The following is a 17,083-nucleotide window of genomic DNA, read 5'->3' on the forward strand; positions in this document are numbered from 1 at the left end:
TTATTAATTTAACGCGCGTGAAGACACACTCGGAGCTGAACGGAATTGTTCGATGTAATCTAGTGATTTTCCAGTTCCAATTGCCACGCTTTCCAATGGTTCCTCTGTAACAAATACAGGAATTTTCGTTTCATCACTAATGACTTTATCCAGATTTTCTAATAGAGCACCGCCTCCGGATAAGACGATTCCTCTATCCATGATATCAGCCGATAATTCTGGCGGCGTTTTTTCCAATGTTGTTTTGACAGCATTCACAATTGCATCAATATTATCATCCAAAGCTCCAGAAATTTCTTCCGATGTAACTGTAATTGTTTTTGGCAATCCCGTCAACAAATCACGCCCTCTAATATCCCGTTCTTCTCCAACAATGCCTTTTTTCGCTGCTGCTATATCCATTTTAATCGATTCAGCGGATCTTTCTCCAATCATTAGGTTATATTTTTTTCTTATGTAAGAGATAATCGCTTCATCCATATCATCTCCTGCAATTCGAATGGAGCTGCTCGTTACAATTCCTCCCAATGAAATAACAGCGATTTCCGTCGTTCCTCCGCCGATATCAACGATCATACTTCCTGTCGGTTCCCAGACAGGAAGCCCTGCTCCAATTGCCGCTGCAAAGGGCTCTGCAATCGGATAGGCTTCTTTCGCACCGGCTTGCTTCGTTGCATCAATAACTGCCCGTTCCTCCACCATGGTGATGCCAGATGGAACACAAATCATTACATTAGGTTTCTTAGCAAAAAGAGAACGTTTCTTCATTGCTTTTTTCATATAGTAGTTCATCATGATGGAAGTAGTATCGTAATCTGCAATTACCCCATCCTTCATCGGGCGGACAACAGAAATATTTCCGGGTGTACGCCCAATCATCATTCTTGCATCACTTCCAACAGCCTCGACGGCCCCAGTCTCCAAATTTTTAGCTACAACAGAAGGCTCCCGGACAATAACTCCTTTACCTTTTACATAAACCAATGTATTTGCTGTTCCTAAATCAATTCCTAAATCCTGTGAAAAGTTAAATATCCCCATAAATTTCATCCTTTCCGTTCTTCCATCAAATATTAATTTTTAGCTGTTCCTCTATCACGGATAGCCATCCGTAAAATTCCCTTGGAAGGCAATTTCGTTTTATATCAGCACTCTAGAATGTATTCCTTTCGCAGTAAAGCTTCGTTTGCAGGGGATGAAAAGAACCGCCCTGCAGAATGGAGTGATACTTTATACAATTCTAAGAAGCGCCACTTTTATATTTTCCGAAAAATGGCGCTGAAAATTAATTCCAAATATAATTATACGAAAAAAACGCTAAAATAGATAGTATTTATAAGTATCCTTTTTGTTTTAATGAAACAAAACACTCATTCCCAATAACTAAATGATCAATAACCTTTATTCCAATGATATCTCCAGATTCGACAAGACGCTTTGTAACAAGAATATCTTCTTGTGAGGGGGTTGGATCTCCGGAGGGGTGGTTATGGCAAACTAGTATGGAGGCGGCTGACCGTTTTACAGCTTCCCGGAACAGCTCACGGGGGTGGACGATAGAAGCATTCAACGAACCGATAAAGATAGTCTGCCGGTGAATGATTTGATTTTTAGTATTTAAAAAAAGCGCTACAAAATGCTCCTGTGATAAATTACGCATCTCTTCCATAACGTAATTCGCGCCGTCTTCTGGAGAGCGGATTACATAGGCATCCACCGGCTTATAGCTGCTGATTCGCTTTCCAAGCTCAATGGCAGCCAGTATATTTAAACTTTTTGCCGTTCCAATCCCTTTAATCGCTGTCAATTCTTCCACGGTGGCATCTCTTAGCAGTTTAATTCCTTCAAAATGCATCAAAATACGGTCTGCTAGTAATTGGACAGGTTCATTTTTAGAGCCGCTGCCGATTAGAATAGAAAGTATTTCCTGATTGCTCAACTTATCCGCTCCATGCTTTAACAAACGCTCCCTCGGTCTGTCTTCTGTAGGTAAATCTCGTATAAAAATTGGTTTTGCCACGGGTATCCCGCCTTTCGTTTATTTATTGCAGTTCAACTGGCTGTTGGTCACAAATGTCCCGGAGACGGCGTAAACTTAGCCTTTGTTCCTTCTTCAACGGAGATAAAACTTTCGCTGAATGAAGTTTCCTTTATATCATAGCGAGAACACACTTTTCCTACAACTTGACAATTATCCATTTTCAATAAGAATTATCTAGTAATAATCGTTGTTTTCTAATAAAAAATTGTTGTTTTGATAACCTTGTACTACTATAAAAATAAATTTTATGTAAAATCAACAGTTCATTATAAAACCCTTAGAAAGCGGGCATCTCAATCCAGCTTTCTAAGGGTTTTATAACGTCTGCTCCCTATAATTCGTCATAGATTTTCATCCAGGTCAACAATTGGTAAAAAGAAGGCTCTCCTTGCATTTCGGTTATGCTGCTTAATAATTCATCAATCGCCACAGTCTCTGCAGGAGCCTTGTCCACTAGAGCAGCTATCTCTTCCTCAGGAATCGGCTGATTGGACTCTGTCTGCTGAAGCTGCTCCTCAAAAAAAGCTTGAAACGCTGTGATCCATTCCCTTTCTGCTTCGGTCATTTCTATGTCCTTTGTCTGCGTTCCCCATGCCTTCACATAAAGCTCTGCTTGATTATCGGAAAGGGATGCAGCAAGAGCCTGTGCAGCATCCTCTGACGATGCAACTCCTGCCATTAGATAAAACTCCCCATCCCTGTCAAAAAATACAGATGGAATATTTAAATTCTTCAAGCTGGCGATTAATGGGTCAGCATTTTCTTGATCTGAAAAAACACCTGCTTGAAGGATATAGGTTTCTAACGAAGCGAGTGTGACAGCAATAACATCTGGACTGGCTTCTTCTTTTTCTGCCGGCGTTACCGCTGGGGTTGTTTGGGATGGATTTTCAGCACTTGTCGGTGTATCAACCTGCAGAAACATCCGGAAAATTAAAAAACCAATCAAGGTACCGACAAGCACAGCACTTCCCCCACTAATCAGGATTGTTTTCCATACAGGATTTCTTTTTAATTTTCCCTTATTCGTGCCTTTAACGGCTGTCAGCGTGGTGATGTCTGTTTCTTCTGGTTCGTTCTCCAGCGTTGCTGCCGATGTTCTTTCTGCACTATCATCTTTGGAGGATATATGGACTTTGTATGTCCAAGTACCTTTCGTATCTTTTATTCTATGCAGTTTATGTTTTGTCATTCATCCAGCCCTCCAGTGCCAGTTTTGTTTCACTCTAGCACAGCCCTTGTAAAAAGTAAGGCGAATCATGACACTATCTATTATAATCGTTCTACAATTTTCTTAATAATCCTCCCTCTATTCAGACGCTTCAAGTGACTTCACAAAAGAACGGATATAATCAACAAAATGAAAGGAACCTGTTATCAGGATCGGTGCCATTGACGTTTTTATTTTTTCTTTCATCCATGCCTGCCAGTCCTCGACCTGCTCTCCCTTATCTTGCAGCGGATAATCGGTTAGGGCAGCTGCCCGGGGATGATCAAACGATGTTATATATAAGTTTGGAAAGACATCTGCCAGCAGACGCTGCATTTCTTCTATATCCTTATCTTTAAAAGCTGCAAACAGTACATGTACTTTTCTTCTTGGATAAATAGCTCTCACAGTTTTAATAAAAGCTCTTACTCCTGCTTCGTTATGAGCACCATCTACTAGAATAAACGGGTTATCATGAATCTTTTCCATTCTGCCGGGGATGGTCACTTTTTGGATTGCTTCGATGGACGTGTGCATATCCAGATGACCGAATCGATTTTTTAACACTTTTAACGCCTGTATCGCTACGGAAGCATTATGATGCTGATGTAATCCAATTGTCCGAAGCTTTACTCGGTAACGTGAGCCAAGGTTTTTCCATTCAAATTCATCTATCTGGATATTTTCCATCGTAAAGTCCATCCCAAAACGATATAATACTGCTCTATTTTTATTTGCTTCATTAACAATTGGAGTGAGTGCCTCTCCCTCTACCCCTGTTATAATCGGAGTATGAGGTTTTATAATTCCAGCTTTATGCGCTGCGATTTCCACAAGTGTATCTCCCAAAAAAGCAGTATGGTCCTTGGAAACCGTGGTAATAATGGATAAAACTGGTTGTATCACATTGGTCGTATCGTCTCTTCCGCCCATACCAGCTTCAATAATAGCTATATCAACATTTCTGGAGAAATATAAAAATGCCATTGCTGTCATAATTTCAAAATGGCTTGGCGGTTTGCCTTCTCGATCCATTTGTTCAATGACCGGTTCTATTTCCTCAAACAACTCTGCAAATACATCTTCTGAAATAAATTCCCCGTTGTAAAGGATAAACCCGGTTAAACCGTTTAAACTCGGTGATGTAAAGGTTCCAATCCGATAACGATTTGCTCTTAAAGCAGCCTGCAAAAAAGCTCCTGTGGACCCTTTTCCGTTTGTACCGGCAATGTGGACCGAAGTAAACTTCTTCTCCGGATGATCTAAAGCTTCTAATAATGCTTCTATCCGGTCTAGTCCAGGCTGTACACCAAGCTGCTGACGTTTTTCAAAAAATTCATGGATGTTCGTACGCATCTTTCTTTCCTCCTTTATCTATTTCATCGTATACTAATTATCACAGCATAAGCGTCTGTGCTTTTCCCTGCTATATTACATACAGCTAAAAATTTTTTTATACAGGGAAGTGGCCGCTTCATCTCCTCAGTGACTGCCTTAAGGTTATCAGGAGAAATTGACCAATAGCTAAATTTTCACCCTTTAGCAGAAAGGATGTACAACTTTGAATTATACTGGCTGGATTATTATTAATGGAAGTATCGCAACGGATAAATTTATCGATTATGCAACTATGATTGAAGAAGCCGCTGCAAAACAAAAAATGAAAACCATTTGTTTAAAAAATGATGCGGTTTTAACTTTATTATGCCCGAAAAATGGAACGGTGTCACCTATACCAAACCATAATAAACTGCCTGATTTTGCTTTTTTTATCGACAAGGATATTTATCTGGCAAGACAGCTGGAGCAGTTGGGGGTTCGTGTCTTTAATAGTTCACTTGCTATCGAAATCAGCGACGATAAAATCTACACCTATCAAATGCTCATGAGAAATCAGCTTCCTATTCCGGAAACGGTTATTGCTCCTAAAAAATATCATGCAGATAATCTGCCATCCGACTATATCCAGGAAATAATCAATCATTTTGGATTTCCGCTGATTGTGAAAGAAGCATATGGCTCCTTTGGTGAACAGGTTCATTTAATCGACAATCAACAGAGCTTAACAGATATTATCTCGAATATTGGCGAGCGCCCCTTCGTATTTCAGCGTTATATAGAGGAAAGCAGAGGCAGGGATATTCGCGTTCAGGTAGTTGGTGACAAAGCGATAACTGCTGTGGAACGGCAAAACGAAGTAGATTTTCGGGCAAATGTAACTAATGGAGGCAAAATGCTGCCCTTTCCCCTTAATGAGAATACAGAAAAGCTGGCTGTAGCAGCAGCTAAAGCCATTGGAGCTGATTTTGCCGGTGTCGATTTATTGTTTGGCCAAGACAGTGAACTGCTGATTTGTGAAATAAATGCGAATGCACATATCCGCAATCTTTATGAGTGTACGGGCGTCAACGCCGCTGATTACATGATAACTTATATAAAAAAGGAGCTTTCCCGATGAATGGATGGCTGATATATACGAAAGCAGATTCAATAAGAAATAAAAGCTATATCGACTGGTTTATAGATGAAGCTAAAAAGCAATCCATCTATCTCAGATTATTGATCAGGGAAGATCTATCGATTGGCATAAATCAAAATAAACAGGTTATCTATGCGAATGGAGAAGAAATCTGTGCAGATTTCGCAGTTATCCGGACAATGGAACCTCTGCTCAATAAACAATTAGAACAAATGGGAATTACCGTATTTAATCACTCTATAATCTCAGAAACATTTAATCATAAAGCATATGGCTATCTCGCTATCCAGCAACTAGGTATTCCTGTTCCGGAAACCTATTTTTTCCCCGGAAAGATGGCCCCTCCCTCCTTGCCTTTTAACTTCCCTTTTGTTGCCAAAACAGCTAATGGGAAAGGAGGAAAGCAGGTTGCGATGCTTCATAGCCAAAAAGAATGGGAAGCATACCGCCAGAGCCTGACCGAAGACTATGTACTTCAGTCTTCTCAACATATTCAGCCGGGCAAGGATTTACGCGTGTTCGTGATTGGTACAAGGATTATAGCAGCTGTTTTACGTGAGAACTTAAACGATTTTCGAGCAAACTACTCTCTTGGCGGAACAGCATCTCTGTATACGTTAAATGAAACAGAAAAAAGTATCGTTCAAACAATTATAAATGCTTATGATTTCGGCCTTGCCGGTATTGATTTTATGTTCACGGAAAATGGAGAATTTATATTTAATGAAATTGAAGACGCCGTTGGTTCGCGTACGTTGAGCAAACTCAGCGATATCAATATATTAGAAGAATATGTAACGTATATAAAAGAAAAAATGCTATGAGAAATTGTCTCATAGCATTTTTAATTACTGTTTTAATTCTGCTAAACGGGCTTTTACTTTCGCCTGTTTATCCAGATAATCTTTTTCTTTTTGTTTTTCTTCTTCCACTAAGGATTCTGGTGCTTTGCTGATAAAGCCTTGGTTAGAGAGCTTTTTCTGCACTCTTTCTACTTCTTTGTTCCATTTAGCGAGTTCGTTTTCCAAACGTGCGATTTCTTTATCAAAGTCAATCAGGCCTTCTAAAGGAAGGAAGATTTCTGCACCTGTCACAACAGAGGTCATCGCTTTGTCCGGTGCTGCAATATCTTCTGCAATTTGCAGAGAGCTCGGGTTACAGAAACGCTCTAAATACTCCCGATTCTTTTCTAATTCCTGCACAAGCTCTTCATTTTCTGCGGAGATAAGTATCTCAATTTGCTTAGACATCGGTGTATCTACCTCTGCCCGGCTGTTACGTACAGATTTGATAATAGCAACTAAGCGCTGCATTTCAGAAACTGCTTTTTTATCATCAAATGCCGGATTTACTTTTGGCCATTCGCTGACTGTAATAGATGCTCCTTCATGCGGAAGCTGCTGCCAGATCTCCTCTGTAATAAAAGGCATAAACGGATGCAGCATACGCATCGTCTGGTCTAATACATGTGCCAATACAGAACGGGTTGTATTTTTCTTGGCTTCATCTTCACCATACAGCGCCAGCTTAGCCATTTCAATGTACCAATCACAGAATTCATCCCAAATAAAGTTGTAGAGATATCTTCCTGCTTCGCCAAATTCATATTTATCTGCATTTCTCGTTACATGGTCAATTGTTTCATTCAATCGGGATAAAATCCATCTGTCTGCAACCGTTAAGTCCCCTGTTAAATCAATATCCTCATACTGGAACCCTTCCATATTCATCAGAGAAAAACGGGAGGCATTCCATACTTTATTGGCAAAATTCCAGGTAGACTCGATTCGTTCCCAATGAAAACGCAGGTCCTGACCAGGTGTAGAACCAGTCATTAAGAAATAACGCAGCGAATCGGCACCGTATTTATCAATGACATCCATCGGGTCTACACCGTTCCCCAGGGATTTACTCATTTTTCTTCCTTTAGCATCACGAATTAAGCCATGCAGCAATGTATCCTCAAATGGACGTTCATTCATAAATTCCTTTGATTGGAAAATCATCCGGGATACCCAGAAGAAAATAATATCATAGCCTGTTACCAAAACATTGGTAGGGAAATAACGTTTCAAATCAGCGGATTCTTCATTCGGCCAGCCCATGGTAGAGAACGGCCATAAGGCAGATGAGAACCATGTATCCAATACATCCTCATCCTGCTCCCAGTTTTCAACATCCTCCGGCGTTTCTTTACCTACATAAATTTCACCTGTTACTTTATGGTACCAGGCCGGAATCCGGTGCCCCCACCATAATTGTCTGGAAATACACCAGTCACGGATATTATCCATCCAGTTGAAATATGTTTTTTCAAATCGCTCTGGTACAAAGTTGACTTTTTCCGCGTCAGAATCCTGCATCTTCAAAGCTGATTCTGCCAACGGCTCCATTTTTACAAACCATTGTGTAGATAAGTAAGGCTCTACCACTGCACCGCTTCTCTCCGAATGCCCGACCTGATGCGGACGTTCTTCGATTTCAAAGAGCACACCCTGCTCTTGCAGGTCTTTAACCAGCTGCTTCCGGCATTCAAAACGGTCTAATCCCTGATACTTCCCTGCATTTTCATTCATGGTACCATCTTCGTTCATCACAAGCACACGCTCTAGATTATGACGGTTCCCAATCTCAAAGTCATTCGGATCATGAGCAGGTGTAATTTTAACTGCTCCGGAGCCAAGCTCCATATCTACATAATCATCTGCAACAATTTGCATTTCTCTTCCTACAATCGGCAGGATAACCGTTTTTCCGATTAAATGCTGATAGCGTTCATCTTTTGGATGCACCGCAACCGCCGTATCACCGAGCATAGTTTCCGGCCGGGTTGTCGCAATCTCAATTGTTTCATCACTATCCTTTATCGGGTAGCGCATATGATAAAATTTCCCTGGAATCTCTTCATAAATCACCTCAATATCAGAAAGAGCTGTTTTCGTGGAGGGATCCCAGTTAATAATATATTCGCCGCGATAAATCAATCCTTTTTCGTAAAGACGGACAAATACCTCCCGAACAGCTTCAGACAAACCTTCATCTAACGTGAAACGTTCCCGGGAATAGTCTAATCCAAGTCCAAGTTTCTCCCACTGCGAGCGGATAAAGCTTGCATATTCCTCTTTCCACTCCCAGGATTTTTCAAGAAATTTCTCCCGTCCAAGCTCATAGCGGCTGGTTCCCAATTCTTTTAATTTTGCTTCTACCTTCGCCTGGGTAGCAATCCCCGCATGATCCATTCCAGGAAGCCATAATACATCATAGCCCTGCATACGCTTCATACGTGTGATTGTATCCTGCATCGTGGTATCCCATGCATGCCCTAAATGCAATCGTCCTGTTACATTTGGCGGCGGAATCACAATGGAATACGGCTCCTTCTCCGGATCATCTTTTGCTTCAAAAAACTTCCCATCTAACCAAAATTGATATCTTCCTGCTTCCACTTCTTGTGGATTATATTTAGGAGGAAGCTGATTTTGTTTATCTGACATGTTAAAAAACCTCCTTCATTCATTCAACTAAAAAAACCTTTTCATCCTTATACATAAAGGACGAAAAGGTATATTTCCGTGGTACCACCTTTGTTTGCTGATCAATAAAAGCTGCTGCAGCTTCATTAAAGCACACTCAAGGTCATGGATATCGGCTGACAACCGGAACCTCCTACTTCATTTTTCAGAGATTCTACATCAGAGACGACTTCAAGAACAACCTTCCCGGGAAATTTTCAGCACAGGATTTCCCTCTCTAAGAGCGTTTACTCTTTACTACTTCTCTTCCACGTATTCGTATGTTTTCTTAGTAACATTTATTTTATCGTTTCCGCTTAAGAACGTCAACTAGATTTTCATATATTTACCGATAAATAGGCTTGTTCCCAGTTCATTAAAAAGTGTATCTATATTATTGACACACTTTTCGAGCATTTATACATAACATATTATATATCATTCCTGAAGTCACACTTCATTCAAAAAAGGAGGGAAATAAATGTCCCGTTATTATCGTTATCGTATACCGCTTTGGGCCAGAAAATGTATTTTCGTTGTAGAAGCCTGCGTCACACCAATTCTGGTCTTTCAGATTATCCGAACGCTTTTAATACCAACAGCATTTGATATTTTAATACTAGCTGTACTAATTGGCCTTGCCCTTTCTTTTTACATGCAATGGATTTAGTCTGGCTGTTCTTCTTTGGACTCATATGTTTCTTGAATAAACTCCACCCAATTCATCCCAAATTCTAAACGGCGGAATTGCTGCTGCAGCTCTTTGACCTGATTAACCATCGATTTCTTTGTGCGGCGGTCTGTATAATTCTTAAGTACACTTAAATAGAATGATGGATTTAACAAATAGACAGAAACAAGATGCATTTCCTTTACAGTCAGATGATTTGTTTTTTGATAGACCGTAAATGCCTGCTGTATTGTTTCCTCAGGCTGGTTATAAGCTCCTGTCAAGCCCCGGAAATAATGTGATAAATCACGTGCCGGATGCTCGAATCCTCCTGATTCCCAATTAATTAAATAGCCCCCCTTTGAATGCGTATCGTCGACTCGCTGATGACATAAGCTGGAAGACCATAAAATCTCCGTTTCTTCCTCTCCATAGATTTGATACAGTTTATCTTGCAGCAGCCCTACAGCATGGCAAACCCCTTTATAATGCGTGCAATAAAGCAGCTCAAACGGCGACATATATTTTCTGCTTTCATAATCGGTGACACGGGCATGGAGCTGATCTAAGGATTGTTTACAAAAGCTTGAAAACCCTTGAAAGGATTCTTTGAGACGATCAGATTTAATACGGCTGGTCTGCCTTGTCTTTTTATGAATTTGTGCAAGTGTCTGCAATGTTCGCTCAATGTTATACGCGGAATCTGTGACCTCCGGAGAGTCAATCCAAGGTGTTAAATAATAGTAAAAATTTTCCTCCTTATGAAAAAATGCATTGTCCCGGGTTAAATACACAGGTAAAATCTCTGTCACATTTTTTTCACGAGCAATACGGTAGACATGCTGCCAATTCTCCATCGTCTGTTCTGTTAAAAAACTGCGCTTCAAAGCATATTCCTGCATACCGTCAAATACTTTTACAACACGCTCTGTCTGTTTTTCAATACTGACGGGATAGATATGATATGCTTCCAGGACCTTCTTCCATATATTCACCACATGTCACCCCTTATTTGTAAACTTGAAATTGCTCGTGTATATCAAATCTGCATTACATCTGAATATTAACCTGCATAAAATAATTAAAAACATAGATTATGTAAAACTCCGGCACAAATAATCTTATTCATTATTTGTGCAGAGTCTTTATTTATTGTTTAGACGGAATATAAAGCAGCTGTCCTTCATTTACTTCTAATTCTTCTTCTAATTGATTATGCTTGATTAATTGCAGCGGGCTGATTGCAAACCGTTCTGCTATGGTATCGATCGTATCATTCTCCTGAACAATGCACAGACGCATTTTGGCATAATGATCCTCGTCTGCTTCGCGGAAAATCTGAGATAGTAACGATTCGCTTTCTGTTCGTTCCTCCTCTTTTTTCGGTTCTTCAGCCACCAGTATTTCTTCCTCCCTGGGTGTATCTGGATAGAAGGTATCTTCTATATAATCAATCACCTCGGATTCATCAGCGACATCCCAGCCTGGCTCCTCCCCTGTCATCTCCATATCTTCCTCAGCCTCTAATACCTCTTCCACCTGCTCTTCTTCTTCCGACTCATCCTCTGAAGCCTTTCCTTTCGAAAGAGACTCGAAATATTCAGAAAGAGGCTGTGACTTTACTTTCCATCGATCCGGGTCATCTTCTGGCTCCTCTTCTGAATAGCTTTCTTCCAATGTTAATAGTTCTTCCATTTTTTTCTGATCCTTCGATATCGCTTGCTCATTACGAATTAATGCTTCTTCCGGGGGGCTTTCTTCCAATATCGGTTCAACTTCCGGTTTAATTTCTTCTTCTGACGCTAGCAGTTCTTCTAATTTTTGCTGATTTTCCGATATCGTTTGTTCATTGCGGGTCAATGCTTCTTCCGGAAGTTCTATTTCGAAGGAAAATGTATCTCCTACCTGTTCTTGATCCGCTTCTGCTGTTTCCCAATTTTCTTCTGACGGACGATATGCTTCATCCTGTAAAATCCCTTGAATCTCAACTGCAGCAGTAATTTTTAAACTATCTGCACCTAATAAATCATAATCAAAGGATTCAATTTGTACCGTGACATCTTCTATTTTATTCACCCGATGAGGCGGCACAGATATATCTACAGGAAATTTATGGGTGAATACATACAGTCCATTTACCTCTCTAATACTTTCGACATAACGCTTAGCCTGAATTTGATCAAAGTCAAAAATCTCTTCTCCTTCTTCTTCACCATTTACTTTTTGATATTCTCCCTGCAGTTCAAGATTGCCATGGATAGAAATATAGTTATCTAATGATTCGATTGTTATTTCTGGTTCAATGGAAATTCCTCTGAGCTCTTCTACTTCCTGTCCTTTTTCAAAAAACAGTGATTCTTCCAGTTCAAAAACAAATGAATTAGAATCTACTGACAAATGTATTCCTCCTCTCGCAAACAGTCCAGATGCGAATCATTCGTTATCATTTATATGATAAGAAACATTGGAATATGCTAAGGAGGAAGATTGGTTTAAAGCAAACAAGAAAAGCAGGGGTATCGTTTATGTTAAACGCGCTTCAAGAAATCACTCTGTTTCCGGGTATTCCATTAACCAGCAATCCCGATACTCGCCCTCGTGCAGTTCATGGCAAGGAAGTAATTTTATTTTCTTAAAACCACTTTTCTCGTAACAGCGAATCGCTCTTTTATTCCAGGCTTGGGGGTCCATGACGACTTTATTTACATGTTTCGTATTCATTAAATAAGCAACCATAGACTGGATCAGGAGTTTGCCAATACCTCTATCCCAGTATTGCGTTTCTCCTATAAATTGGTCTATTCCCTAAATAACATTATTATCATTTAAATAACCATACTTTTTTCTCGTGTCTACATTTAATAGATAATATTGAATATAACCGATTTCAATATTATCAAAAGCTATGATACATCTGACTACATTGTCTTGAAGCGGATAAAATTTTTCATTCACTTTTTCTAAATCAAATGGATTATCTCTCCCATCGTAAAATTGAAGAACTGCCGGATCGGAAAGCCACTTTGCCAGTAAATAATTATCCTCTTTTGTTAATTCACGAACAGTTAGCTTATTATTTTGAAACAGCATCTTTGTATGACCTCCACTTGAATTTGAGAAAGTAATATTCTGTCAGTAAAAAAGAGAAACCCGCATGGATTTCTCTTTTATTTTCTCTTTATCATTATTTTTCAATCTTAGAAAAAGCAGTATGCACCGCTTCAATTGTCTTTTCAATATCCTCATCTGTATGTGCAGTAGATAAGAATAATCCTTCAAATTGAGATGGCGGTAAAAATACGCCTTCTTCAATCATCGCACGGTAATATTGCGCAAAGTAGTCTAAATTAGAGGATTGCGCCGTTTCAAAATCAACGACTTCCTGATCTGTGAAGAATACACCGACCATGGAACCGGCACGATTAATATGAAGCGGTATATCATATTTGTCTGCCGCCTGGCGGAACCCTTCTGTAAGACGGTCTACTTTCTTATTAATTTCTTCATAAGACGCTTCTGTCAAGGAAGCTAACGATTCATAGCCCGCTGTCATGGCTAACGGGTTACCGGATAATGTACCGGCTTGATAAATTGGACCAGTCGGTGCAATCTGTTCGATAATTTCCCGTTTTCCGCCGTATGCGCCGACAGGAAGACCGCCGCCGATGACTTTACCCAGACAGGTTAAATCAGGCGTAACATCAAAATGTCCCTGCGCACTGTAATAACCGACGCGGAAGCCTGACATTACCTCATCAAAGATAAGCAACGAACCATTTTGCTCGGTAATATCGCGTACAGCCTGTAAGAAGCCTTCTTTTGGAGGCACGACTCCCATATTTCCACATACAGGCTCCATAATCACCGCTGCGATTTTATCACCATAATGCTCAAAAGCAAGCTTTAAGCTCTCTACATCATTATAAGGAACGGTAATGGTATTCTTAGCGATATTTTCTGGTACCCCCGGGCTGTCTGGAAGACCAAGTGTTGCAACACCAGAGCCGGCTTTAATCAGCAGGGAATCCCCATGGCCATGATAGCTTCCTTCAAATTTAATAATCAAATCCCGGTTTGTATAACCCCGCGCCAGACGAATCGCACTCATCGTTGCTTCTGTCCCAGAGTTGACCATCCGAACCATTTCAATCGATGGAACACGGTCAATAACGAGCTTAGCCAGCTGATTTTCTAATAATGAAGGTGCTCCAAAGCTTGTCCCTTTTTCAACAACTTCCTTTAAACTTTTCGTCACACGCTCATCTGCATGTCCCAAAATTAACGGTCCCCAGCTTAGTACGTAATCAATATACGTATTGCCGTCAATATCGGTAATTTTAGAGCCCTTTCCTTTTTCCATAAAAATCGGATCAAGCCCCACTGATTTAAATGCACGTACCGGAGAGTTTACCCCGCCGGGCATTAAATCAACAGCTTCTTTGTATGCATCTACTGATCTTGTGTTTACCATGCTCTTCCTCCCTTATTTATCTTCTTGCAACCATTTTGCCACATCTTTTGCAAAATAGGTAATAATTAAGTCTGCTCCTGCACGTTTCATCGATAGCAGGGTTTCTGTTACTAATTTTTTCTCATCAATCCAGCCATTTAAAGCAGCCGCTTTAATCATGGAATACTCCCCGCTCACGTTGTATGCAACGACGGGCACGTCAAAATTATCTTTCACTTCCCGCATAATATCCATATAAGACAGGCTCGGTTTGACAATTAAGAAATCAGCGCCTTCTTTAATATCCGATTTCGCTTCACGAATTGCCTCTAAACGGTTAGCCGGGTTCATCTGGTAGGTTTTCCTGTCTCCAAATTGAGGTGTGCTGTCTGCTGCATCACGGAAAGGACCGTAATAAGCGGAAGCATATTTCACCGCATAGGACATAATCGGAATATGGTGAAAACCGGCTTCATCCAAAGCATGGCGGATGACAGTTACAAATCCGTCCATCATATTGGAAGGAGCAATAATATCGGCACCTGCTTTTGCTTGAGATACAGCTGTTTTAGCTAACAGCTCCAGAGAAGCATCGTTGGCTACATCTCCGTTTTCAATCACGCCGCAATGTCCATGCGAGGTATACTCGCATAAACAGGTATCCGCAACAACAAGCATTTCCGGATACGCCTGTTTCACGATTCTTGTTGCTTCCTGAATAATTCCATGATCATGAAAAGCCTCGGATCCGATTTCATCCTTTTCTTCTACCACGCCAAATAAAATAAGCGAACGGATTCCTAATTGATACGCTTCCTCCACTTCTTTCAATAAATGATCAAAAGAAACCTGGAAAACTCCCGGCATTGACGAAACCTCATTACGGATGTCTTCTCCTTCAATAACAAATATCGGATAAATAAAATCCGTTGCCCGTAAGTGTGTTTCTTGAACGAGTGCGCGCATCGAAACGGATGAACGCAAACGCCGATGTCTGTCAAATGTGAATTCACTCATGATTTATCTTCCTTTCGTTTGCAATCGTTGAAATTAAATCCAACATCGCATCTGTTGTATATGGTATGGACGTATATACATCAGGAATCCCTAATTCCCTTGCCTTATCTTCCGTCGTATTACCGATACAAATATAGGTTGCATTATTCGGTATACATTCCGCTAATTGTACAAACGCCTCTGCTGTTGATGGGCTTGTAAACGTTATATAATCAACAGTTGGAAGCTCTTGATTCAACTTCTGTTTTGATTCCACACAATACGTTGTCTCATACACTTCCAATGCTTCATAAGCAATCTGGGCTTCTTTTAGCTTTTCTGGAAGCGTCGGCCTTGATAAATTACCCCGTATCAGCAGCACCGGCTTATCCGATGTGTAAAAAGAGATAAACGCTTCTGCCATCGCCTGCGCATCAAAGGTTTCCGGAACAAAGGAAGCAGCATAACCATATCGATGCAATACCTTTTCTGTTTTCTTGCCGACGATTCCTATCTTCAATCCTTCCGGAAACGTTATCTGCTGTTTACGGAGCAGCTGAAAAAAACCATCCACACCGTTAGCGCTTGTCATGAATACCCAGCTGAAATCCGAGAGGCGTTCCAGTATAGCAGTATCCTCAAGTTTTTCTGGAAAATTTATTTCAATCATTGGGACAATAACTGGACTACCGCCCAGCTTCGTGACTTTGTCAGCCATTTCAGCAGCTTTTGTCTCTTCTCTCGTAATCAATATGCGCTCCCCGTGAAGCGGCTTTCCCATGATTATTCCATCTCCTCTTTGACACGGTCAACGATATCTTTAGCTCCCTGATTTATTAATATTTCAGCCGCCTGCTTACCAACTTGAACAGAGTCATTACCGCGGACGACTTCTTTCAGGATTGTTTTTCCGTCAGGGGTTCCTACTAAAGCAGTTAAGACGATTTCTTCGCCATCTAAATAAGCATAGCCGCCGATTGGAACTTGACACCCTCCCTCTAATAAATGCAGGAAAGTACGTTCCGCTAATACTGTTTTGGCTGTATATTCATTATGGATCCTTTGAACGATTTCTTTTAATTCTGTATCATCTTCACGGCTTTCAATGGCAAGCGAACCCTGTCCTACAGCAGGTACACAGATTTCCGGATCCAGGTATTCTGTAATCAGATTCTCACTTAAACCAACCCGCTTCAAACCGGATACAGCTAAGATAATGGCATCGTAGTCTTCCTCATTTAATTTTCGGATACGTGTTTCCACATTTCCACGAATCCATTTAATCTCTAAATCTGGTCTGGCTGCAAGAATTTGTGCCCCTCTGCGTAAGCTGCTTGTGCCGATAATCGAGCCTTCTTTCAGGTCTGCTAATTTGATATTATTTTTCGCAATATAAGCATCGCGGTGGTCTTCTCTGTCAGGAATAGAGGAAATCTCCAGCCCTTCTGGAAGAGAAGAAGGCATATCCTTCATACTGTGTACGGCAAAATCAATTTCTTTGTCAAACATCGCTTTTTCAATTTCTTTTACAAACAGACCTTTTCCACCAACTTTCGATAGGGTTACATCCAGGATTTGGTCTCCCTTTGTAACAATCTTTTTAATCTCAAATTCATTTTCTACACCAGCTTTTTTCAGCTGATCAATAACCCATTTCGTTTGTGTCATGGCTAAATTACTTTTTCTCGAACCAACAATTATTTTTCGCATGATGTGTCCTCCTCG

Annotated in this window: 16 protein-coding genes and 1 other annotated feature; of the genes, 3 read left to right on the top strand and 13 right to left on the bottom strand. The window is 40.5% G+C overall.

Annotation, left to right across the window (positions count from 1 at the left end):
• Positions 1-3: 3 nt before the first annotated feature.
• The 4 genes from ACW0TQ_RS05960 to ACW0TQ_RS05975 form a co-directional block, all read right to left on the bottom strand.
• Positions 4-1,041 carry a rod shape-determining protein gene (locus ACW0TQ_RS05960; RefSeq protein ID WP_042534394.1) on the bottom strand — a complete coding sequence of 346 codons (1,038 nt, stop codon included), beginning with the start codon at positions 1,039-1,041 and terminating at the stop codon, positions 4-6.
• Between the two features lie 292 nt (positions 1,042-1,333).
• Positions 1,334-2,020: a RadC family protein gene (radC, locus tag ACW0TQ_RS05965; protein WP_084612981.1), complete on the bottom strand. Its 687-nt coding sequence runs from the start codon at positions 2,018-2,020 to the stop codon at positions 1,334-1,336.
• Positions 2,021-2,372: 352 nt separating this feature from the next.
• Entirely contained in the window at positions 2,373-3,233 is an 861-nt protein-coding gene (locus tag ACW0TQ_RS05970; protein WP_368901240.1) for an SPOR domain-containing protein, read from the bottom strand.
• A 117-nt stretch (positions 3,234-3,350) separates the two neighbouring features.
• Complete coding sequence (locus ACW0TQ_RS05975; protein ID WP_042534398.1) at positions 3,351-4,607, bottom strand: bifunctional folylpolyglutamate synthase/dihydrofolate synthase; 1,257 nt, start codon at positions 4,605-4,607, stop codon at positions 3,351-3,353.
• A gap of 205 nt (positions 4,608-4,812) precedes the next feature.
• Between ACW0TQ_RS05975 and ACW0TQ_RS05980 the strand changes: the two genes are divergently transcribed.
• Both ACW0TQ_RS05980 and ACW0TQ_RS05985 read left to right on the top strand, forming a co-directional pair.
• Positions 4,813-5,709, top strand: coding sequence for a RimK family alpha-L-glutamate ligase (locus ACW0TQ_RS05980; protein ID WP_042534400.1), 897 nt, complete (start codon positions 4,813-4,815; stop codon positions 5,707-5,709).
• Positions 5,706-6,554, top strand: coding sequence for an ATP-grasp domain-containing protein (locus tag ACW0TQ_RS05985; RefSeq protein ID WP_256704754.1), 849 nt, complete (start codon positions 5,706-5,708; stop codon positions 6,552-6,554). Before ACW0TQ_RS05980 ends, ACW0TQ_RS05985 begins: the two co-directional genes overlap by 4 nt.
• A 24-nt stretch (positions 6,555-6,578) precedes the next feature.
• Here the strand turns inward: ACW0TQ_RS05985 and ACW0TQ_RS05990 are convergent, their stop codons facing one another.
• Positions 6,579-9,224 carry a valine--tRNA ligase gene (locus ACW0TQ_RS05990; RefSeq protein ID WP_455725415.1) on the bottom strand — a complete coding sequence of 882 codons (2,646 nt, stop codon included), beginning with the start codon at positions 9,222-9,224 and terminating at the stop codon, positions 6,579-6,581.
• A 53-nt stretch (positions 9,225-9,277) separates the two neighbouring features.
• Positions 9,278-9,523: a binding site (T-box leader), on the bottom strand.
• 200 nt (positions 9,524-9,723) lie between these two features.
• Between ACW0TQ_RS05990 and ACW0TQ_RS05995 the strand changes: the two genes are divergently transcribed.
• Positions 9,724-9,912 (top strand): hypothetical protein, encoded by a 189-nt coding sequence (locus ACW0TQ_RS05995; RefSeq protein ID WP_042534406.1) that lies wholly within the window; start codon positions 9,724-9,726, stop codon positions 9,910-9,912.
• Here the strand turns inward: ACW0TQ_RS05995 and ysxE are convergent.
• The 8 genes from ysxE to hemC form a co-directional block, all read right to left on the bottom strand.
• Positions 9,909-10,907 (bottom strand): spore coat protein YsxE, encoded by a 999-nt coding sequence (ysxE, locus tag ACW0TQ_RS06000; protein ID WP_042534407.1) that lies wholly within the window; start codon positions 10,905-10,907, stop codon positions 9,909-9,911. The two genes, ACW0TQ_RS05995 and ysxE, sit on opposite strands and share 4 nt — an antisense overlap.
• Before the next feature lie 154 nt (positions 10,908-11,061).
• Complete coding sequence (spoVID, locus tag ACW0TQ_RS06005) at positions 11,062-12,309, bottom strand: stage VI sporulation protein D (protein ID WP_042534409.1); 1,248 nt, start codon at positions 12,307-12,309, stop codon at positions 11,062-11,064.
• A 150-nt stretch (positions 12,310-12,459) separates the two neighbouring features.
• Positions 12,460-12,714 (bottom strand): GNAT family N-acetyltransferase, encoded by a 255-nt coding sequence (locus tag ACW0TQ_RS06010; RefSeq protein WP_306432737.1) that lies wholly within the window; start codon positions 12,712-12,714, stop codon positions 12,460-12,462.
• 3 nt (positions 12,715-12,717) lie between these two features.
• A complete protein-coding gene (locus ACW0TQ_RS06015) occupies positions 12,718-13,002 on the bottom strand; it encodes a hypothetical protein (protein ID WP_306432730.1) in 285 nt (94 codons plus the stop codon).
• A gap of 94 nt (positions 13,003-13,096) precedes the next feature.
• The gene (gene hemL / locus ACW0TQ_RS06020) at positions 13,097-14,383 is read right to left on the bottom strand and encodes a glutamate-1-semialdehyde 2,1-aminomutase (RefSeq protein ID WP_042534411.1); all 1,287 of its coding nucleotides are present in this window, start codon (positions 14,381-14,383) and stop codon (positions 13,097-13,099) included.
• A 12-nt stretch (positions 14,384-14,395) separates the two neighbouring features.
• Positions 14,396-15,379 (bottom strand): porphobilinogen synthase, encoded by a 984-nt coding sequence (gene hemB, locus ACW0TQ_RS06025; RefSeq protein WP_042534412.1) that lies wholly within the window; start codon positions 15,377-15,379, stop codon positions 14,396-14,398.
• Positions 15,372-16,139, bottom strand: a complete 768-nt coding sequence (locus tag ACW0TQ_RS06030; protein WP_042534413.1) for a uroporphyrinogen-III synthase — start codon at positions 16,137-16,139, stop codon at positions 15,372-15,374. Before ACW0TQ_RS06030 ends, hemB begins: the two co-directional genes overlap by 8 nt.
• 2 nt (positions 16,140-16,141) lie before the next feature.
• A complete protein-coding gene (hemC, locus tag ACW0TQ_RS06035) occupies positions 16,142-17,068 on the bottom strand; it encodes a hydroxymethylbilane synthase (protein ID WP_042534414.1) in 927 nt (308 codons plus the stop codon).
• Positions 17,069-17,083 lie beyond the last annotated feature (15 nt).

Source organism: Oceanobacillus sp. M60 (genome assembly GCF_053839645.1).